This window comes from Chryseobacterium sp. SIMBA_038, from assembly GCF_046535115.1.
Classification (GTDB): Bacteria; Bacteroidota; Bacteroidia; order Flavobacteriales; family Weeksellaceae; genus Chryseobacterium.
In genome coordinates this window covers 1-18,158 of the sequence record NZ_JAWRXH010000012.1, presented here as the reverse complement: position 1 = coordinate 18,158, position 18,158 = coordinate 1, and the positions used below count along the sequence as shown (strand labels likewise).

The window sequence follows — 18,158 nt, the reverse complement described above, 5'->3', positions numbered from 1 at the left end:
AGATTAAAAAAATATTTAATATTTTAATTATTCAAAGTGGTAAAACCTCCGTCGATAGGGTAATCTACACCAGTGATAAATGAGGCTTCATCACTGCATAAATACAATGCTAAAGAAGCAACTTCCTCAGGCTGAGCCATTCTTCCGATTGGTTGAGTTTTTGACAGTTTTTCAAACATCTCTTCGATATTATCAGGATAATTTTTCTGTAAGAATCCATCTACAAAAGGAGTATGTACTCGCGCCGGAGAAATGGAATTACAACGAATATTTTCATTAATATAATCTTTGGCAACACTCATGGTCATTGCTTTTACGGCGCCTTTAGCCGTGCTGTACGCAAAACGATCAGGAATTCCCACCAATGCGGCAATTGAAGCCATATTAATGATCACACCGCCTCCTGATTTTCTGATCTGTGGAATGGCTGCAAACAGACAATTGTAGACTCCTTTAATATTGACATTATAAATTTTGTCGAAATCTTCTTCTGAGGTGGTGTCTGCCTTTCCGATGTGTGCAATTCCGGCATTATTGACAAGAATGTTGATCGCTCCAATCTGATCGAAAACCTCCAAAACATCTTTTTGTTTTGAAACATCACAGGCATACACTGTCGCATTTCCTCCGGAAGATTGTATTTTTCCCAGAGTTTCCTGTCCGTTTTGCTCTGTTATTTCAAGAATGTGAACTTCGGCACCATTGGCTGCAAGTTGAACCGCAATTGCTTGTCCGATTCCGCTTCCTCCGCCTGTTACGACTGCTTTTTTATTTTTTAATGAAAACATTTTTATTAATTATTAAATTTTATGGTATTTATTTTAACGCAAAGGGGGCAAAGATTTTTTTTGAGAACTAACTGTTTTTAAGTTGGCAAAGGCGTTTCACTTAAATAAGATCGCAAAGAATTTATTTCTTTTCAAGCTTAAAGCGACTTGTTGCAAACTTGGCTCTTTTTACTTTTTACCTTTTACTTAAAATTGTATCTTAAAGACTGACTCCTCTTTTCCAAGGAATAAAATCATCCTGATTCAATGCTACAGCTTTAGGAATGATATTTCCACTGGCAACATCGATACAGAAATCTAAAATATCTTCACCCATTTGCTGAATGGTTTTTTCGCCACGCACAACCGCACCCGTATCGATATCTATAATATCCGACATTTTCGTTGCCAAAACGGTATTGGTCGCCACTTTGATGACAGGGCAAACCGGATTTCCTGTCGGTGTACCAAGACCGGTCGTGAACAGAATTAAAGTTGCTCCCGAAGCAGCTTTTCCTGTAGTCGCCTCTACATCATTTCCCGGAGTACAGACAAGGCTTAATCCTGGTTTAGTTGCAGGTTCAGTATAATCTAAAACATCTACAACGGGGGCAGAACCTCCTTTTTTCGCGGCGCCTGCGGATTTTATGGCATCCGTGATTAATCCGTCTTTGATATTTCCAGGTGACGGATTCATATAAAATCCTGAACCGACTGCATGAGCGAGTTCATCATATTCCGTCATCAACTTGATGAATTTTTCTGCGGTTGGTTTATCAACAGCACGGTCAATTAATTCCTGTTCGACACCACACAATTCCGGGAATTCTGCCAGTAAAACTTTAGCTCCCAAAACCGAAAGAATATCGGCGAGATGTCCCACAGCCGGATTCGCTGAAATGCCACTGAAACCGTCACTTCCGCCACATTTTACACCTACACAAAGTTTGCTTATCGGTGCGTCTTCACGTTCAATTTTATTAATTTCTAAAAGTCCTTTAAGGGTTTCAAAAATGGCGTTTTTGATCATCGTTTCTTCACTTACCGCTTTTTGTTGTTCAAAAACGAGTAGAGGTTTATCAAAATCAGGATTTCGATTGTATAAATCCTTTTTAAAATTATCGATTTGAAGATGCTGGCAGCCCAAACTCAGCAAAGTCACTCCCGCAACATTGGGATGATCTGCATAAGACGCCAAAAGTTTGCTTAGTGTATTGGCATCTTGCCTTGTTCCTCCGCAACCGCCTGTGTGATTGAGAAATTTGATACCATCTACATTTTTAAAAACTCTGTCTTTTGCAGGAATATTTGAGGGCGAAAAATTAATATCATCAATACTTTCTCCTTTTGAAATAGCTTCTACCAATTGATGCGTGTAGCTTTTGTATTTTGCATCCACCGCATATCCTAAGTTGTCGTAAAGTGATTCTTTAATAATATCAAGATTACGGTTTTCACAAAAAACGGTTGGAATAAAAAGCCAGTAATTTGCCGTACCCACATCGCCGTTTGAGCGATGATATCCTTTAAAAGTTTTATGTAAAAATCTTGACACGTCAGGTTTTGTCCAATGATAGTCAACATCGCGGTAATAGTAAGGTTCGGCAGCGTGTTTTGTATTATCTGTCGTCATTCGGGTTCCCGCTGCGAGATCGTATTGTACTTTACCAACTAAAACACCATACATAAAGATTTCGTCGCCCTGTTTCATGTCATTCATAAAGAATTTATGTTTAGCAGGGATTGCTTCTAAAGTGATGTAGGTGACTCCTTCGAAAATAATTTCAGTTTCTGCCGGAATATCCTGCAAAGCGACCAAAACATTATCTTTTTGATTTATTTTTAAAATTAATTTGCTCATTTCTAGTTTTAAAATTGGATTTTTTTGTGAAATGCTTTTTTAATGCAAAAAGCACAAAGATTTTTTTAACTACTAATTGTTTTTAAGTTCGCAAAGGCGTTTTACTTAGCTAAGTCCCCAAAGATTTTTCCATATTTATTGCAAGGATTTCTTACTTCTGAATCTTAACGAAAATAAAAATACGATGATAAAACAGACTAAAGGTACAACATAGGAAAAATGAATGTTCCCTGAAATATCTGTAATCTTACTTGCAATCGGTGGTATAATGGCACCTCCGACAATAGACATTATTAATAAACTTGAGGCAGGTTTTGTCTCTGCACCGGCTCCTTCAATTCCCAAAGCAAAAATAGTCGGAAACATAATTGACATAAAAAATGTAAGGGCAACAAGCGCATATAATGTTGAAATTCCTGATCCCGCAATAACCCAGATGCTAAGAACAATACTGATCACACTATAAATACTCAACAGTTTTTGCGGTGAAATATATCTCATGAAGAAAGTTCCTGCAAAACGCCCGATCATAAATAATAATCCTGCTACACCTGCATAATATTTAGCTTCCTGACCTTTCATATTGATTGCATCTTCTGCAAAAACCAAAAGAAAACTGAAGACATAAATTTGTGCACCGATATAAAAAAACTGTGCAAGAACGCCCCATCCGACATTTTTTACGCCTAAAACCTGTAGAAAACTCTTTGTTGATTTTTCTTTGCTTTCCGTTACTTCCGGTAGTTTTACGAATAAAAATAAGAGCATAACCAGCAGAATGATCAATCCCAATATGATGTAAGGCCCTTTTACGAGCGAAGTTTCGGCATGAATATAAGCCAGTTTTGCTGCCTGATCAAGTCTGGAAAGTTCTTCCTGTGATTTTGGTTCCTCACTCAGAATGAAAATTCCGCCAACGATAGGAGCAATGGATGCTGCCAAACCATTAAAAGACTGTGCAAAGTTTAATCTTTGTGTTGCTTTTTCAGGTGCGCCTAAAACGGTAATGTAAGGGTTTGCTGCGGTTTCCAGAATCGCAAGACCGCATGACAACACAAAAAGAGCCGCGAGAAAAAACGGATAACTAATGGTATTGGCTGCAGGAACAAACAAAAAACATCCAACTGCGAAAAAGAACAAACCTACCAAAATTCCGGTTTTGTAACCATATTTCTGAATAATCATTCCGGCAGGAATTGCCAGTAAAAAGTATGCTGCAAAAACAGATGAATCGACTAATGAAGCCTGAAAATGGTTCAGATGAAAAGCACTTCGAAGGTGCTTAATTAAGATCGGATCAAGATTATGGATAAATCCCCAAAAGAAAAACAAACTCGTGATAAGGATCAGAGGAAAGTAGTAATTTTTCTTTTTTGAAGAAGAAGAAAACGAGTTTCCGGATTGGGTATTATTCATTGACTTAATTTATTTTGTGAAATATTTTATTACATGATTTGCCTGTGTTGAATTATGAATTTTAACCTGATTGTTGTTCTTTTAATAAAAATTAAACAAAGGTTAATCGATTGCATAACTTTTTTAACTTCTCATTAATTTCTCAGCCCAAGTATTTATCATTTTTTAAATTTATAAAAATTTTCCGAATAAAAAATTGTTGGTACAGGATGGTACAAGATAGTTTAAATAGATAGCAAATTCATTAAGGATTTACACTAAAAGCTTTTATATAATCAAAATTAATGATTTGCTGATTGACAGAAATTATATACATTCGAAAAATGATAAATCCATAATTTAAATGAACATAGAAGAACAAATCCAAGAATATATTACGAGTCAGCCCGAACCAAAACGCAGCGAAATGCAAGAGTTACACCGCATCATTCTGGAAATAAAACCAACAGGCAAATTATGGTTTCTGGATGGTAAAGACAGTGAAGGTAAAGTCGTTTCCAATCCCAATATTGGATACGGATTTTACACCATACAATATGCAGACGGAAAAACCAGAGATTTTTATCAAATCGGCCTTAGCGCAAACACAGCGGGAATTTCTTTCTATATTTTAGGGATTGAAGATAAGAAATATTTATCCGAAACGTATAGCGAAAAGATAGGCAAGGCGAGCGTGACCGGATATTGCATCAAGTTCAAAAAACTGAAAGATATAAACATTGAAGTACTTGTAGCGGCAATACGAGATGGATTTGAGACGCAGAATAATGAAAATTTATAAAACGAAACAAATTATTTAATCTTATAGTATTCTTCAGAAAAATACTTACTAGGTTTAAAATAAGCCGTTTTTCTTTCTGCATCAAAAATCCAGTTAAATCTTCTCAGCAAATCTGCTCCGAAATAATTTGTTTTTTGAGTTTTAAGATCACCCACAAAAAATCCTGCCGAAACATCTTTCAATACAATGTTTCCTAACTTTAAAAAAGGTAAAATTCCCTGTTTGGTCACGATGCTTTTTCCTGCAGAATTTTTTAATGTTTTTTCGCCTGTTATGGTTAATTTTTTGTCTAATTCTTTTCCGTCTGCGAATTCATTGCTGTAAAGAATTCCGCCTGAATAACCGGATTGTAAAAGAAAATAAACTTCCTCTTGCTTCCCGCCAATAACGTTATCTGCAACAATATAAAATTGTCCGTTTTCAGAAAGTAAAGGTGTTGATTCGTAGCCTTTCAAATCAGGCATTTTATCATAAATAAGAAACCGATTGTTATCATAATCAATTGTAAAAGCTTTTCCTTTGAAAATTCCTGTTCCAATTTTTCCATCGGCTTCATGACCAGTCAATTCATTATCAAAAAATTGGATATTTTTCTTGGTTAATTTTCCGATTTTTACAGTATTATTTTCACTGATTTCATCTTTAAAAACAATATGATCGGCTTTTCTTTTGCGTTCAGGAGAAATGGACGCATCTTCCATAGCGATTTGAAACATCAGATCTAGAGAATCTTTATCGTTCACCAAAGTTTTTACAATGATATTGTTATGTTTGGTTATTCTAAACGGAATTTTTTCCTGAGCATTTACAAGTAAAAAATTAATGAAAAGAAGAACGAGAAAACTTGCTTTTTTGAACATAGATGATTTAAATATGAGTTGATGTTTTAAAGGAAGTAAATTACCTTTTATTTTCGAAACTTAAGAACCTGATTAAACTTTTTATTTTAACCACAAAAGATAACCACATTAATATTTTAAGGTACCAATAAACCGCAAATAAGACCACATTAGCTTTAAAAATCTTTGATTTTTATTTTTTGAGAGCTTTTGTTTTCAAAACAGCTAAATTATAGATCATTCAATCATGGCTTTTGTCTCTTTTGTGGTTAAAATAAAAAGTTTAAACAAGTTTTAAAACAAAAAATTATAGATTCAAAATAAACAAATAAGAAATGCCAGAATTTTATTAATTTTAATTCGATGAAAAATATATATCGCAAAATAATAGAAACACCTCTTGGCGAAATGTATGCTTGTGCTGTTGACGGGGGAATTTGCTTGCTAGAATTTACGGATGGAAAAAATTTAGATAAAAAGTTTAAATCTTTAACTAAGGTTTTAAATGCCGAAATTGTAGAAGGAGATCATCACCATTTCAATCAATTGGAAGAAGAGTTAAAAGAATATTTTGAAGGGAAAAGAGAAAAATTTGAAATTCCTTTATTCACAACAGGAACCGAATTTCAGACAAAAGTTTGGGGACTGCTGACCGAAATTCCTTTCGGCGAAATGAGAACCTACAAACAACAATCTGAATTTTTGGGAAATGTAAAAGCAATTCGGGCCGTAGGAACTGCAAACGGAATCAATAAAATAGCCATTTTAATTCCCTGTCACCGAGTGATTGGTTCAAACGGCGAACTGGTAGGATACGCAGGAGGAATCTGGAGAAAACAAAAATTATTAGAACTAGAGAAGGCTATTTTGTTTTGATTTTCGTATTTTTAAACAAAAATTTACACGTGAAAAAGTTACTATTTGCACTTTGCATATCAGCTTCAGCTTTCAGTTTTGCACAAGACTACTCGGTACCGGCAGCAAGTCCGCGTCAACAGGTAGAGCAGCAGTTCTCAATGTCTAAAATCACTATCGATTACGGAAGACCGGGCGTAAAAGGTCGTAAGATCTTTGGAGAATTGGTTCCTTACGGACAAGTTTGGAGAGCGGGAGCAAACTCTTCTACAAAAATTACATTCGGACAGTCGGTTAACTTCGGTGGAAAAATCGTTCCTGCAGGAACTTACGGATTGTTCATCGTTCCGACAGAAAAAGAATGGAAAGTGATCTTGAATAAAGATTTCCAACAATGGGGTGCTTATACTTATGACGCAAAACAGGATGTTGTAGATGTTACAGTACCTGTTAATAAATTGGCAGACAAACAAGAGTGGTTTGAAATTACATTAAATCCAACGGATGAAAATTCTGGGAATTTAGTAATCAAATGGGATCTTGCTCAGGCAGAAGTTGCTTTAAAACCGGCAAAACCAGACGCAGTAACCAAAATTGCTGAAAAACTGAGAGAGATCAAGAAAATTGAATCAGACGCTGCAAAAACAAAAAGCTAAGAGATGGATTTTTCTATTCAACCTATTTTAGAAAATCAAGAATATCAATTAATCCCCTTACAGCAAGGGGATTTTGAATCTTTATACGAAGTGGCTTCTGATCCTAAAGTTTGGGAACAGCATCCCAATAAAGATCGTTATCAGAGAGAAGTTTTTGAAAACTTTTTCAAAGGTGCGATAGAAAGTAAAGGTGCTTTTAAAATTATAGATAAAAGTTCCGGAGACGTTTTGGGAAGTACCCGTTTTTATGATTTTGATAAAAATAAAAACAGAATTTTTGTTGGATATACTTTTTACGGGACAAAATCTTGGGGAAAAGGAATTAATCCGAAGATCAAAAAATTAATGTTGGATTATATTTTCCAGTTTGTAGACAAAGTATTTTTCCATATTGGTAAAGAGAATTTCCGTTCACAGATTGCTCTGGGAAGACTTGGAGGTGAGAAGATTGCGGAAGAGGAAGTTGCCTATTTCGGAGAACCTACGAGAACTAATTTTGTTTACGAAATCAAAAAAGAAAATTGGTCATGAAAAAATTTAAAATCCAAAAATCACCGTTCGTAGTTCCGACCACAGACGGGAAATTAATTGAAGAACATTGGGGAAATTCTACCCAAAATTCAAATATTTCAATTGCTCATATGGTTGCTCCGCCGGATTGGAGTGAACCGCATCAGACTCCTCAATTTGATGAATTTACCATGATTATTTCAGGTAAAAAACAATTTGAAATCGATGGCGAAATTGTCATCCTCGAAAAAGGACAAAGCATTTTAGTGGAAAAAGGAGCGAGAGTACGTTACAGCAATCCGTTTTCTGAGCCTTGCGAATATGTTGCCATTTGTCTTCCTGCCTTTTCAATGGATTTGGTGAACAGGGAAGAGTAGTTTGTTTGAGGGTGGTAGGGTTTTAGAGTAAGAGTGTTTTAGAGTTTGAGTATAAAGCATTCTCTTTGTTATTTGATCTACCCAATATTTTATAAAAATGCTTCGACTACGCTCAGCATGACATTTCTAATACTAACAGCTTATTTTAGCGTTAATTTTTAGCGATGTCATGCTGAGCGTAGTCGAAGCACTTTTTATATTTAAAATTTACTTCAAAATCTCCTTCAAAAACATCAACGTATGGTTCCAAGCTCTTTTGGCCATAACTTCATTGTAATCAGGCGACTTAGGATCTGTAAAAGTATGTTTTGAGTGCGCATAAGTGATGATTTGCCAATCCGCATTGCCGTCATTCATTTCTTTAACCAAATTATTGTAATCTTCCGGTGTTACACCTTTGTCATCTGCAGGGTTTTCAACTAAAATTTTAGTAGAGATTGCTCCATTTTTTCTGGTTTGATCTTTTCCAATACTTCCGTGAATAGAAACTACTCCCACAACAGGCAGGCTTCCTCTCGCAGATTCTAAAGCTCCCGTTCCTCCGAAACAATATCCGATCACAGCAATTTTATTGGAAATTGCTCCGTTTTTCTTCAATTGTTCTAAAGCCAAGGAAATTCTTTTCTGGTAAGCTTCGTAATTTTGTTTGTAATATCCCGCTGTTTTCCCCGCAGCCGTATTGTCTGCCGGAATATTTCCTTCACCGTAAATGTCGGCTACAAAAGCAATATAGCCTTGTTTTTCCAATTCAGCAGCAGCAGTTTTTGCTTCATCATCAATACCTTTCCAAGCTGGAAGAATCAGAACTCCTGGAAGTTTTTTACCAGCATTAGAGGTTACCAAACCATTCAGCTTTTGAGCACCATCCTGATAAGAAACTGTTTTAAGATTTTGACTGAAAACTATTACTGAAGCCATTAGAGAGACTGTTAATAATATTGAACGTATCATATTTTGTAATTTATTTTTTTAGGAGCTATTTCCCGCTTTCCGTTGCAATCTTTTTTTTCAAAAAAGGATTTTCACTGCAATCGGGGCTAGGGTATTTGTCGGATTTACAGATATTTGTCATTGCGAGGAGCGAAGCGACGAAGCAATCTCTTAATAATCTTAACAACTTAAATAAATCTTAATGTTTCAATTTTCTAACCATTAAGATTCTATTAAGAATTTAAGAAAAGTTAAGTCTAAACATTGTTTTTAATTTGAGATTGCTTCGTCGCTTCGCTCCTCGCAATGACGAAATCCTCATCTAAATTAATGAAAATAACTCACAACAACGATTAATAAAACGTTATAAAAAATTAAGCTTTATAAAACTGATACTCGCCATTTTCGTAATACGCATTAATATGTTGCAATCCATTCGTCAAAACAATTTCTGTTGCTCCGATAATAGAGTTATATCTTGCCGTTTGTTCAAACGTTTTTTCCGTTAATTTAATAGATGGAGCTTTGCATTCAATCAAGATTTTAGGCTGTGCTTTTTCGGTAACTAAAAGGTCAATTCTTTTCGTCAAGCCGTTTAAAACGATCTTTTTTTCAGTAATTAAGGCCGATACAGAATATGATTTTACAGTCAAATAATAATGTATCCAATGCTGGCGCACCCATTCTTCGGGGGTGAGCAAAAGGTAAGTTTTACGAACGACATCATAAATAAAAAACTTATCTTTGTCTTTCTTGAATTTAAAATCAAAAGTTTCCTGAAAATTCAGTTTTGGGAGTTCCATTATAGTAAGATGAAAGAATTAGATTTAATCCTCAAAAATATTAAAAATAAAGAAGTTTTACCTATTTATTTTTTCCACGGAGATGAACCTTATTTTATTGATTTAGCAGTAAAAGCTCTTGAACACGACTTTTTGGAAGAAGATGCAAAAGCTTTCAACCAAACTGTTACCTACGGAAAAGATACTACTTATCAGGAAATTCTTTCGTTAGCCAGACAGTTTCCGATGATGGGAGACAAGCAGGTAATTATTGTAAAAGAAGCGCAGGATCTTAAATTAAATGAAGAAGAGGGAAGAGCTCTAGATGCTTATGTTGAAAATCCTGTTCCATCTACCGTTTTGGTTTTTGCTCACAAACACAAGAAGTTAGACAGTCGAAAAAAGGTTACGAAATCTTTAGATAAAGCCAAAGCTCTTTTTTTGAGCGAATCTATCAGGGAAAATAATCTCCCAAAATGGATCGCTGACGAATGTCTTAAATTAAAAATAAAAACAGCCCCCAATATTTCAAATCTCTTGGCAGAATACCTTGGAAATGACCTTTCCAGAATCGCCAATGAATTAAATAAATTAAAAATAATCCTTAAAGAAGGAGAAGTTCTTGACGGAACAATTATTGAAAACCACATCGGAATCAGTAAAGAATACAATGTCTTTGAATTACAGAAAGCTTTAGGAACAAAAAATGCTAATGCAGCTTTTAAAATTGCTCATTTTATGGGTAAGAATCCTAAAAACAACCCTTTTGTAATGATGTTGGCGAATTTGTACAGTTACTTTTCCAATGTTATCATTTACAATACGATGGCTGGTCAGCCACCCCAGGTTATCGCTTCGCAGATGGGAATAAATCCTTATTTTGTTAAAGATTATGCCGAAAGTGCAAGATTATATCCTTTAAAACATGCCACAAGAGTGATCTCTATTTTAAGAGAATTTGATATGAAAGGAAAAGGCCTAGGAGCTGTAAATATGAGTGAAGCAGAATTAATCAAAGAATTGGTTTACAAGATTATCAATGTTGATAAGATTAAGATGAAAGTTTGATTTTGTTGCTTGTTGTTAGTTTTCAGTTGATGGATATTAAAATCTATTAACCAAAAACGATCAACCATCAACTATCGAAATTCGACATATTAAATATTGACAAGTATCATTAAAATAACTTTAATTAAATATTAAAAATTCCGAAATTAGCAGTCGGAAATTTTTAAATCTTTTGAAAAGCAAATTATGGAGCAAAACATTTTAGATTGTGTGATCGTTGGATCTGGACCTTCTGGTTTCACAGCGGCAATTTATGCAGCAAGAGCAGACTTAAAACCTGAATTATACACAGGTTTGGAGCCGGGCGGACAATTAACGACAACCACAGAAGTTGATAACTTTCCAGGGTATCCGGCAGGGATTACAGGTCCGGAAATGATGATGGATTTGCAAAAACAAGCTGAAAGATTTGATACTAAAGTTCATTACGAAATGATCACTAAAGTTGAATTTTCTAAAGAAGTTGGAGGAGTTCATAAATTATATGCCGGAACCAAAGAGATTTTTGCTAAAACAGTAATTATTTCAACAGGGGCTACAGCGAAATACTTAGGTCTTGATGACGAGAAAAAATACAATGGAGGAGGAGTTTCTGCGTGTGCTACGTGTGACGGATTTTTCTACAGAGGAAAAGATGTTGTGGTAGTAGGAGCGGGAGATACAGCAGCTGAAGAAGCGACTTACCTTGCCAAATTGGTAAATAAAGTTACGATGTTGGTGAGAAAAGGGGAGTTCAGAGCGTCAAAAGCGATGATTCACAGAGTTCAGAATACACCAAATATTGAAGTAAAGTTTTTCCACGAATTGATTGGTATTGAAGGTGAAAATAATTTGGTAGAAAGAGCAGTTGCCATTAACAACCAGACTCAGGAGAAATCTACAGTTGATGTTCACGGAATTTTTATCGCGATCGGTCACAAACCAAATACAGATATTTTTGCAGGACAAATCGACCTTGACGAAAACGGATATATCGTAACTGAAAAAGGGTCTACAAGAACCAATCTTCCTGGAGTATTTGCTGCCGGAGATGTTCAGGATCATATCTACAGACAAGCGATTACAGCTGCCGGAAGTGGATGTATGTCTGCCATGGATGCTGAAAAATATTTAGCTGAATTACATTAATAGTTAATTTTAAAATATAAAACGCACCTTTTTGGTGCGTTTGTTTTTTACGATGAGAAATCTTTTCTACATATTTATAGGTGGTGGTTTAGGGAGTATTCTAAGATATTTGATATCAAACTATACCCAAAAACTTTGGAATGTAAATTCATTTCCGATGGGCACTTTTTTGGTGAATATCACAGGCTGCCTTCTTATTGGTTTTCTGACTTCTTATTTTGTGAAGAATGACAACTCATTGAAGTTTCTTTTAATTACAGGACTTTGCGGAGGTTACACTACTTTTTCTACTTTCTCTGTAGAAAATTTCTCTTTGTGGCAAAATCAACAATACGGAATCTTATCTTTATATGTTTTATTAAGCCTTATTTTAGGATTTGGAGCTGTAATTTTAGGAATGAAAATTCAAACTTCACTGTAATAGTCGATGTTTACGAAAAATAATTAAGTTGATTTATAGGTGATTATTGTTTTTTGAGTGAAATTCTTTCGAAAATGTTTTGACAGAATTGAAAAACTTTCTATATTTGCACCACTGAAAACAACGATACAATCGGAGTTTAAGGAGAGATGGCAGAGTGGTCGATTGCGATAGTCTTGAAAACTATTGACTGTAACAGGTCCGGGGGTTCGAATCCCTCTCTCTCCGCAAGTTGAGAAACAAAAATAAGCCAAAACGCTGTAGACATAATTGTTTACAGCGTTTTTTTGTTTTGCGCTAGAATCAAAAAAAATCAAAATTGGTCACGATTTATATGAACTATTCCATGACCCATCCTGAAAATTTGAAAATGTGTCACGAAAATTCAGGGAAAGCCGACTAACAAGCAGTCTAACGATTGTACATCTTACAGAAAGTGGTAACAAAAAGTAAATTATTAAACAACTAAAGTTATCACACAATGAACAAAACATTCAACCTGTTATTCTTTATAAAAAAGAATAAAATCAGAACAGATGCAACCGCTCTATCTACTTACGAATCACAGTAGACGGCAAGGCTGCAGAGATTGTGGCTAAAAGATCGGTCCAAGGATATGGAATAATAAATCACAGAAAGCCGTAGGTAATAGTCAAGAAGCCAAAACACTGAATTCTTACTTCTCTACAACTGTTACTGACCTTTTGAGCCTTAAGAAGTTTAGTTTGTTTTAATATCAAACAGCGACAATATTCCTTTGCTTTTCTTCATCGGTATTCATTTTTTTGAAACCAAATTTTGGAGCTAAACGAGATAAGAGTTTTGCCATTTTTGACATGCCAATAATAATTTCATCTTCATCACCAATCAATCCTTTGAAAACTTTTTCAGCAAAAATTTGAGTAGTCATCAAAGAAATATTTTTTCCCTTGTTCATTTGCGTATCAACGGCCGGAGGTACTACTTCCACGATACGAATTGCTTTATTATTGCGAAGATGAAACCGCAAACCTTGTGTGATAGCTCTTAATCCCATTTTGCTAGCACTGTATGCACTTGACTGTGCAGAGGGAATAAATGCATAGCCACTTGTTACATTTACAATAGTAGCATCTTTCTGCCCTTCTAAAATAGGAAATAACTGTTGAATTAAAGAAATGGGTGCTACCAAATTAATGGTTAACTCTTTTTCTAAAGTAGCTATATAATTGCTGTCTAAAATATCTGTAATGCTGTAGACACCGGCATTGTTTATAAGAACATTTAATTTTGGAAAACGATCACTGATCTCTGTAATCAAATTTGCTCTTCCTTCACTATTGACTAGATCTGCCACAATTGTTTTTAGTTTTGGAAATTTTCTTTGAGCATCGTCTAAAGTTGCCTTGGTTCTGCCACAGATTATCACTTCATTTCCTTCATTCAAAAACTTTTCTGCTAATGATAGACCAATTCCTGTTCCACCACCTGTTATTAAAATTACATTTCCACTTGGTTTCATTTTTTACTTAATTTTCTGATTTGTTTGCAAATGTAATTCTAATACTATACTTTTGCAAGTAGTTACCATAAAGTATATTAATATGCATTTGGTTAGTTTATTAAAATTCAATAGTTTAATAGAGTGAATAAAATGGATAATCATAAAGATTGTGTTGTAGATGTAGCAGATTTACAGTTTATATTACAAGTTTTGGGTGGAAAATGGAAGCTTTTCATTCTTTCCAGTTTGTACTTTGGTAAAAAGCGGTTCAAAGAATTGGAAAGAGAGGTAACAGGAATTTCACCTAAAATGCTTATCAAAGAATTGAAAGATTTAGAAGCCATTGGCATTCTGAATCGTCAAACATTTAATACCGTACCCATTACAGTTGAGTATAGTTTGACTGATGAAGCGTTGACGCTAAAACCTATTCTCGACCTTATGAAACAATGGTCAATAGATTTTAAAAAACGAGTACAAGAGAAAAAATAGGGGATCACAGATTGACAAAATAAGCGACGTAATCATATTTAGCCAAAGACCTGCTGCAAAGGAACTTCTAAATGAAATTTGGAGTTTATATCATTTTTCATTTGTTTGCATTATTTGAATGAGGTCGCAGGGAGACTTTGATATTTTTGTTACTTGCGGATTTTCGGTAATGGCTTTCTCTAAAAAGTCCCTATTTTTATCTCCCCAAATATTCATAGCATCAATAATGGGTATTATTGACCAACCCATTTCAGTAAGAGAATATTCCACTTTAGGTGGTAGCTGATGGAAAACTTTTTTTTCTATCATACCATGCTTTTCCAATTCTTTCAGCTGTACATTTAAAACACGGCGTGTGGCATCCGGCAGTATTCTCAAAATTTCACTTGGTCGTTTCACACCCATAGAAACTGCATTGAGTAATGCCGGTTTCCATTTTCCATTTAATATTTCTCTTGTTAAGTGTAGACCGCAATCAATAGTAAGAGGAATCTTTCTTTCGTACATAAATTGAAATTTAGACAAAAATACATTATATTCCCTAAAATGTGCGTAGGGATAAATTTATCCCTATGATCTTAATTTCTCCGATATTGTTCTTTCATTGCTATTAGATGAACTTTGCCAAGACTAAAATTCAAAATAAAAAGCAATGAAAAATGCATCACAGCCTCTTTTAGAGGAATATCAATTAGGAGATTTGACATTAAAAAACCGTGTAGTAATGGCCTCTTTAACCCGTGGCAGAGCTACTAATCCAGATTTATTACCTACCATGCTCATGTCGGAATATTATGCACAGCGTGCTTCTACCGGTCTTATCTTATCAGAGGGTACATGGGTAAATATGCAGTCAATTGGTTTTATTAACGTTCCAGGTATTTATACCCAAGAGCAGGTGGAAGGATGGAAAATCGTAACCAATGCCGTACATGAAAGCGGTGGTCTGATTTTTTCACAATTAGGGCATATTGGTGCGGGAGCACATCCGGATCTGCAGAATGGAGAGCTTCCTGTTGGGCCATCAGCAATCAATATACAATCAAAATCTTTCACTCCCGAAGGTTTTAAAGATACCGTAACACCTCGTGAAATGACGGTTACTGAAATTCACAGAACGATACAGGATTACAGACAGGCTGCTCAAAATGCAAAAGATGCTGGCTTTGATGGCATTGAGATTCATGCAATAGCAGGCATGCTTATCCCACAATTTCTTAGCAAAGCCACCAATCATCGCACCGATGAATACGGCGCAAGTATTGAAAACCGTACCCGTATTGTCTTTGAGATATTAGATGCCGTTACAGAAGTTTGGGACAGTCATCGTGTTGCCATAAAATTTAGTCCTGTGATGCTAAGCAATGTTGGAATTGTGAAACCGGACGAAGAAACAATTGTTTTATTCAAATATATATTAAATAAACTGGAAAATTACAATTTGGCTTTTGTACATATTGTAGGACCGTCAGAAGATTTGTCAGGCACTGACGTAGAGGAATTACAAAAAGATTATTTTACTCATTTTCGCAATAATTACCGTGGAAGAATCTTGGCGAACTTAGGTTTTTCGAAGGAAAGCGCTAATGTAATTCTGAAAAAAGGGGATGCAGATTTAGTATCTTTCGGCGAACTTTTTATTGCTAATCCCGATTTGGTTGAACGATTTAAATACAACTTGCCTTTATCAGAAAGTGACCCGAATACATATTATTCAGGAGAAGATAACGGATATATTACTTATCCTAAATCGGGATATGCTGAGTCCTAAGAAAGCGCAAAGTTTATCGTTTGTTTAGATTGAAAATTGTAGTTCATCAAAGTATTTCAGTTACGAAAGGCAAACTTCCTCAAAGCTTTATTGTGAAATATAATGTGTTGAATCAACTTAAAAAGAATTTTATGATATTTGTGAAATGAATGATATTGTTATAAATAGACTTTCAAGGCTTGTTGCAATCTTAACAATTTTGCAAACAAGACGATTGATAACCTCTGCATCGCTTGCTGAAAAATTTGGTGTAAGTACACGAACTATTTACAGAGATTTAAAAACATTAGATCAAGCAGGGGTTCCTATTTTGACAGAAGACGGCAAAGGCTATAGCTTAATGGAAGGGTATAAAATTCCACCAGTTATGTTTACCGAAAATCAGGCAAATGCTTTAATCATTGCAGAACAATTAGTTTTAAAAAATAGAGATAGTTCGCTAATAAAGGATTATGCCGATGCGATAGACAAAGTAAAAGCGGTATTAAGACAAAGCGAAAAAGACAAAGTTAACTTACTTTCATTAAGAACAAAATTTGATAAACTTAAAGACTTTGAAATTAATAGCAATAATTTATCAGCTTTACAAAACGCATTGACCAACTTTTATTTAATAAAATTAGATTACATAAATGCCGAAAGTAAAAAAAGCGAACGAATTGTTGAACCTTTTGCCTTGCTTAATACTAGAGAGAGTTGGCTGTTGGTTGCCTATTGCCGTTTACGGGCAGAATTCCGTTTTTTTCGGTTGGACAGAATTAAAAAATTAGAAATCTTATCTGACAATTTCATACCTCATAAAATGACATTACAAGAATTTTTTGAAAAATATCATGAACATTAAATACCCTTGACATACAGTTGTCACTAGCTCATTTTAATTTTGCATTATAAATAATTTAAACAAAAATAAAATGAGTATCAAGAAATTAATGACAAGCTATGCTGCTTACAATTTAAGCGCAAATCAACAATTCGTAAATTGGTTAAGCAAGCAATCGGAAGAACAATTGCAACAAGATGTTCCATCAAGTTTTAACGCAGTTCTTAAAACTCTGAACCATATTTGGGCTATTGAAGAAATGTGGTGCGCTGACCTCTTCAAAAATGATGATGCAGTAAATCGTTACGATGTGCAAGACTTGAAATCCAAAGAAGTGTTTGACGGGTTATTAAAAAGATCTACAATAATTGCAGGGAAAGTTGAGCAGCTTACAGATGAAGAGTTAGCCGAAAGTATGCATATAAAAACACCTTGGTTTGAAGCAAATCTTACAATTGCTGAATATCTGCAACATCTTTTTAATCACAGCACTTATCATCGTGGGCAAATTATAACAATGGCACACAGTCTTAGATTTACAGAAATGCCTTCAACTGACTTTTTATTTTACTCTTTAGCAGCTTCAAACAATTAAACTTTAAAAGTATGCTTAAATACATTTCAAAAATAAATTGGTTAGCAGTTTTACTATCATTGGTGTTTTATTCATTTTTTGGCTGGCTTTGGTTCACCGTTTTATTCCCTAACCAATATGCTGGCACATTAGGTAAATTGGGATTATTACCTGTGGAACCAGATCCTATTTATTTTTATGGTCCACCGTTGACAATTCTCCCCACTATAATTACAACAGCGTTATTGATGATAGTACTAAATATAAACACAAAAAAAGCTGCTATTGAATTTGCATTAATCATTGGAATTGGTTTTTTGGTCGCTAATACTTTTGATATTGCAATCAATCCAAATATTCCGCATCCAATGGCTTATGGTTTACTTGTTGGTAGTTATCATTTAATTTGTATTCTAGTGTCTTGTCTTATTATGTTAGCAATGCGTAAGAAAGTAATGGATCCAAAATAGAACAATTCTATCCAAAACTAAGCAACACTTAATACTTGTAAAAGTTTGAAAAAGAGTTATTTAGTAGAGTGAAAAAAGTGTAAATCGTCAGCAAAAAGTGGACATTTGATATTAGAAATTTAAGGAGTGTTTTCATAAAAAGAGTAATTTTAAT

Annotated in this window: 21 protein-coding genes and 1 tRNA gene; 14 read left to right on the top strand and 8 right to left on the bottom strand. The window is 34.6% G+C overall.

What is annotated here, in order from left to right; all coding sequences use genetic code 11:
• Positions 1–23: 23 nt before the first annotated feature.
• The 3 genes from SB689_RS22000 to fucP form a co-directional block, all read right to left on the bottom strand.
• A complete protein-coding gene (locus SB689_RS22000) occupies positions 24–788 on the bottom strand; it encodes an SDR family NAD(P)-dependent oxidoreductase (protein ID WP_410694219.1) in 765 nt (254 codons plus the stop codon).
• A gap of 199 nt (positions 789–987) precedes the next feature.
• The gene (locus SB689_RS21995; RefSeq protein ID WP_410694218.1) at positions 988–2,628 is read right to left on the bottom strand and encodes a UxaA family hydrolase; all 1,641 of its coding nucleotides are present in this window, start codon (positions 2,626–2,628) and stop codon (positions 988–990) included.
• Positions 2,629–2,763: 135 nt separating this feature from the next.
• Entirely contained in the window at positions 2,764–4,044 is a 1,281-nt protein-coding gene (gene fucP / locus SB689_RS21990; RefSeq protein WP_410694217.1) for an L-fucose:H+ symporter permease, read from the bottom strand.
• Between the two features lie 343 nt (positions 4,045–4,387).
• Between fucP and SB689_RS21985 the strand changes: the two genes are divergently transcribed.
• On the top strand, positions 4,388–4,825 hold the full coding sequence (locus tag SB689_RS21985; RefSeq protein WP_410694216.1) for a DUF1801 domain-containing protein: 438 nt from the start codon (positions 4,388–4,390) through the stop codon (positions 4,823–4,825).
• Between the two features lie 11 nt (positions 4,826–4,836).
• On the opposite strand, the gene SB689_RS21980 is transcribed toward SB689_RS21985, so the two are convergent.
• Positions 4,837–5,685 carry a hypothetical protein gene (locus tag SB689_RS21980; RefSeq protein WP_410694215.1) on the bottom strand — a complete coding sequence of 283 codons (849 nt, stop codon included), beginning with the start codon at positions 5,683–5,685 and terminating at the stop codon, positions 4,837–4,839.
• Positions 5,686–6,027: 342 nt separating this feature from the next.
• Between SB689_RS21980 and SB689_RS21975 the strand changes: the two genes are divergently transcribed.
• From SB689_RS21975 to SB689_RS21960, 4 genes are read left to right on the top strand one after another with little or no spacing between them, the layout of a single operon-like run.
• Entirely contained in the window at positions 6,028–6,540 is a 513-nt protein-coding gene (locus SB689_RS21975; protein ID WP_410694214.1) for a methylated-DNA--[protein]-cysteine S-methyltransferase, read from the top strand.
• Between the two features lie 29 nt (positions 6,541–6,569).
• Entirely contained in the window at positions 6,570–7,175 is a 606-nt protein-coding gene (locus tag SB689_RS21970) for a DUF2911 domain-containing protein (protein ID WP_410694213.1), read from the top strand.
• A gap of 3 nt (positions 7,176–7,178) precedes the next feature.
• Positions 7,179–7,706, top strand: a complete 528-nt coding sequence (locus tag SB689_RS21965; RefSeq protein WP_410694212.1) for a GNAT family N-acetyltransferase — start codon at positions 7,179–7,181, stop codon at positions 7,704–7,706.
• On the top strand, positions 7,703–8,062 hold the full coding sequence (locus SB689_RS21960) for a cupin domain-containing protein (protein WP_410694211.1): 360 nt from the start codon (positions 7,703–7,705) through the stop codon (positions 8,060–8,062). The genes SB689_RS21965 and SB689_RS21960 overlap by 4 nt, the downstream gene beginning before the upstream one ends.
• Before the next feature lie 207 nt (positions 8,063–8,269).
• Here the strand turns inward: SB689_RS21960 and SB689_RS21955 are convergent, their stop codons facing one another.
• Positions 8,270–9,013 carry a dienelactone hydrolase family protein gene (locus SB689_RS21955; protein WP_410694210.1) on the bottom strand — a complete coding sequence of 248 codons (744 nt, stop codon included), beginning with the start codon at positions 9,011–9,013 and terminating at the stop codon, positions 8,270–8,272.
• A 353-nt stretch (positions 9,014–9,366) separates the two neighbouring features.
• Positions 9,367–9,795, bottom strand: coding sequence for a type I restriction enzyme HsdR N-terminal domain-containing protein (locus tag SB689_RS21950; RefSeq protein WP_066750135.1), 429 nt, complete (start codon positions 9,793–9,795; stop codon positions 9,367–9,369).
• A 9-nt stretch (positions 9,796–9,804) separates the two neighbouring features.
• Here SB689_RS21950 and holA point away from each other — a divergent pair, with 9 nt between their 5' ends.
• From holA to SB689_RS21930, 4 genes are all read left to right on the top strand, one after another.
• The gene (gene holA / locus SB689_RS21945; RefSeq protein ID WP_410694209.1) at positions 9,805–10,842 is read left to right on the top strand and encodes a DNA polymerase III subunit delta; all 1,038 of its coding nucleotides are present in this window, start codon (positions 9,805–9,807) and stop codon (positions 10,840–10,842) included.
• A 186-nt stretch (positions 10,843–11,028) separates the two neighbouring features.
• Positions 11,029–11,970, top strand: coding sequence for a thioredoxin-disulfide reductase (trxB, locus tag SB689_RS21940; RefSeq protein WP_066750132.1), 942 nt, complete (start codon positions 11,029–11,031; stop codon positions 11,968–11,970).
• A 34-nt stretch (positions 11,971–12,004) separates the two neighbouring features.
• The gene (gene crcB, locus SB689_RS21935; RefSeq protein WP_410694208.1) at positions 12,005–12,391 is read left to right on the top strand and encodes a fluoride efflux transporter CrcB; all 387 of its coding nucleotides are present in this window, start codon (positions 12,005–12,007) and stop codon (positions 12,389–12,391) included.
• A 143-nt stretch (positions 12,392–12,534) separates the two neighbouring features.
• Positions 12,535–12,619 (top strand) — tRNA-Ser (locus tag SB689_RS21930).
• Positions 12,620–13,127: 508 nt separating this feature from the next.
• On the opposite strand, the gene SB689_RS21925 is transcribed toward SB689_RS21930, so the two are convergent.
• Complete coding sequence (locus SB689_RS21925; protein ID WP_410694207.1) at positions 13,128–13,892, bottom strand: SDR family NAD(P)-dependent oxidoreductase; 765 nt, start codon at positions 13,890–13,892, stop codon at positions 13,128–13,130.
• Between the two features lie 132 nt (positions 13,893–14,024).
• On the opposite strand from SB689_RS21925, the gene SB689_RS21920 reads away from it, so the two are divergent.
• Positions 14,025–14,366, top strand: coding sequence for a winged helix-turn-helix transcriptional regulator (locus SB689_RS21920; RefSeq protein WP_410694206.1), 342 nt, complete (start codon positions 14,025–14,027; stop codon positions 14,364–14,366).
• A gap of 90 nt (positions 14,367–14,456) precedes the next feature.
• On the opposite strand, the gene SB689_RS21915 is transcribed toward SB689_RS21920, so the two are convergent.
• Positions 14,457–14,873: a winged helix-turn-helix transcriptional regulator gene (locus SB689_RS21915; protein ID WP_410694205.1), complete on the bottom strand. Its 417-nt coding sequence runs from the start codon at positions 14,871–14,873 to the stop codon at positions 14,457–14,459.
• 145 nt (positions 14,874–15,018) lie between these two features.
• Between SB689_RS21915 and SB689_RS21910 the strand changes: the two genes are divergently transcribed.
• The 4 genes from SB689_RS21910 (at position 15,019) to SB689_RS21895 (ending at position 18,004) form a co-directional block, all read left to right on the top strand.
• Positions 15,019–16,137: an alkene reductase gene (locus SB689_RS21910; protein WP_410694204.1), complete on the top strand. Its 1,119-nt coding sequence runs from the start codon at positions 15,019–15,021 to the stop codon at positions 16,135–16,137.
• A 145-nt stretch (positions 16,138–16,282) separates the two neighbouring features.
• A complete protein-coding gene (locus SB689_RS21905; RefSeq protein WP_410694203.1) occupies positions 16,283–16,981 on the top strand; it encodes a helix-turn-helix transcriptional regulator in 699 nt (232 codons plus the stop codon).
• A gap of 70 nt (positions 16,982–17,051) precedes the next feature.
• Complete coding sequence (locus SB689_RS21900) at positions 17,052–17,555, top strand: DinB family protein (protein WP_410694202.1); 504 nt, start codon at positions 17,052–17,054, stop codon at positions 17,553–17,555.
• Between the two features lie 11 nt (positions 17,556–17,566).
• The gene (locus tag SB689_RS21895; protein ID WP_410694201.1) at positions 17,567–18,004 is read left to right on the top strand and encodes a DUF1761 domain-containing protein; all 438 of its coding nucleotides are present in this window, start codon (positions 17,567–17,569) and stop codon (positions 18,002–18,004) included.
• Positions 18,005–18,158: the final 154 nt, after the last annotated feature.